This window comes from Candidatus Infernicultor aquiphilus (genome assembly GCF_002784285.1).
GTDB lineage: Bacteria > Atribacterota > Phoenicimicrobiia > Phoenicimicrobiales > Phoenicimicrobiaceae > Infernicultor > Infernicultor aquiphilus.
In genome coordinates, this window is the sequence record NZ_PFKO01000346.1 from 1 (window position 1) to 1,789 (window position 1,789).

The 1,789-nt window shown below is 34.3% G+C and carries 3 protein-coding genes; all 3 read left to right on the top strand.

Going from position 1 to position 1,789, the window contains the following annotated elements:
• Nucleotides 1-391 precede the first annotated feature (391 nt).
• The 3 genes from COZ07_RS09785 (at nucleotide 392) to COZ07_RS09795 (ending at nucleotide 1,399) form a co-directional block, all read left to right on the top strand.
• Nucleotides 392-598 (top strand): type II toxin-antitoxin system HicB family antitoxin, encoded by a 207-nt coding sequence (locus COZ07_RS09785; protein WP_406608381.1) that lies wholly within the window; start codon nucleotides 392-394, stop codon nucleotides 596-598.
• Complete coding sequence (locus COZ07_RS09790; RefSeq protein WP_406608382.1) at nucleotides 598-822, top strand: type II toxin-antitoxin system HicA family toxin; 225 nt, start codon at nucleotides 598-600, stop codon at nucleotides 820-822. Before COZ07_RS09785 ends, COZ07_RS09790 begins: the two co-directional genes overlap by 1 nt.
• Before the next feature lie 193 nt (nucleotides 823-1,015).
• On the top strand, nucleotides 1,016-1,399 hold the full coding sequence (locus COZ07_RS09795; protein ID WP_406608383.1) for a hypothetical protein: 384 nt from the start codon (nucleotides 1,016-1,018) through the stop codon (nucleotides 1,397-1,399).
• The last annotated feature ends 390 nt before the right edge of the window (nucleotides 1,400-1,789 follow it).

A 1,789-nucleotide genomic window follows, 5' to 3' on the forward strand; every position in this document is an offset into this window, starting at 1 on the left:
GGTTTTGGACTACAAAAAGTGGGGAAAGGGGGAGAAACTGTCAAAGTCGGGATTACAAAATAAAAAGGGTAAATTATAAAGAAAATCGTCTTCTTTAGTTTACCCTATTTTTATTGTATTTTTATCTCTATTCGATTTTCCGAAAGCCTTACTTCCTTCCGGATAATTCTTTCTGCACCTCCCAAAAGCCGATCCCGCTGATTTAAGATAGTGATAGTATTTTGGAACACCCCTTGTCTCCAATGGGAATCCATTATTGTAATTATTTAAATGGATTATCTATATTTTAATTTTGTGATATAATAAATTTACCAATTAAAAATGTCATGAAATTTATAAAAACAGGCCTTGGAGTATTTTTTAGAGAAAGATGACAAAGGGGGTATAGGCAATGAAGTTTATTGTAACCATTGATCGAGATGAAGATGGAATGTTTGTGATAGAATGTCCATCTATTCCAGGATGTATAAGTCAGGGTAAGACTGAGCAGGATGCAATGATAAATATCAAAGACGCAATAAAACAATGTCTTGAAGTTCGTTCTGAAAAGGGTATGCCACTCACTGTAAGTATGCGTGAAGTAGAGGTATTGGTCTAATGCAGAAGATTCCACTTTTAAGTGGGCGTGAAGTTGTTAAAGTGTTTATTCGTCTAGGATGGGATGTAGCAAGGCAACGGGGAAGTCACATTATTCTTGTGAAGGAAGGGCATATTGCTACCTTGTCTATTCCTGATCACCATGAGGTTGCAAGAGGGACTCTAAGATCACTTATTACTCGAGCTGGGCTGACCATAGAGGAGTTTTTAAACGCGCTGAAATAAAAAAAAGCAAACCTAGCATAATAGCAAAAGAAAAAAGGAACAAGATATTATGATTAAAAATTAATATTATCTTATTCCTTTTTAAAAATAAGGGAATATATACTTAAAAAGATAAATTTTAGTGGTTAATTCTTGGAAAATATTCCTACCTTTCTACCTATTACCAAAAAACAGAGAAAAGGAGATAACCAAATTGAAAAAACTATTCCTGAATCTATTCTTAATTCTCATCATCCTCTTCACCCTCACCTCTTGCAGCGGAGTAATTCCAGAGTCACCACCCCCACCACCATCTGAGCATGGTGAAATTGCCGACAGCCATAAAGTAACCGCTATTGCTCCTTATTACGAAACTGAACAAGGAGAACATTACTGCTTAATTTCAAAAGGGGTTATTGTCACTAATTATGAATCATCCCAGAAAGTTCTGACTCAGCAAGAATTGGCTGATGCAATATTTTTAGGTACTGGCGCTAATTCTCAAGATTTAGTAAACTACATCAATGGCAGAAGCGACCTAAACTTAAAAGCAGAAATCAAATACCTTTCCATTCTTGAAATACAAAGAATGCTTTAAGATGATATTGTCCCAATAGTTATTAGTAAGAGTGGAACAGATGCATATCTTCCTGTAGCCTATAATAAAATAACAGAAGAAGTAACTGTATATAGAACACTTGGTGGCACAGAATTTACAATAAACCAATTTACACCTTTTAATTTAGACAACAACAAATCAGTGATGATAATCAACAATAAAAAACTTTCAACTTATTTGGAAAATTTATTATAAGCCTAATATTAAATTTCTCTTTAATTTCTCCTTAGAATCTTACCCTATTAAGAAAAGGTATTTCGAGATATAGTTACTGTCTTTAAGAGAGCTTTTTGCGATGTTCGGAAAGCCAGGCCGCACAAGCGTTGGAAGGAACACAAAAAAAGATTTTACCCCATAATAAAACGAAAA

What these genes read in the sequence shown, in the direction of transcription:
- COZ07_RS09785 (WP_406608381.1), top strand. Translation starts at nt 392, where the DNA reads ATGAAGTTTATTGTAACCATTGATCGAGATGAAGATGGAATGTTTGTG.
- COZ07_RS09790 (WP_406608382.1), top strand. Translation starts at nt 598, where the DNA reads ATGCAGAAGATTCCACTTTTAAGTGGGCGTGAAGTTGTTAAAGTGTTT.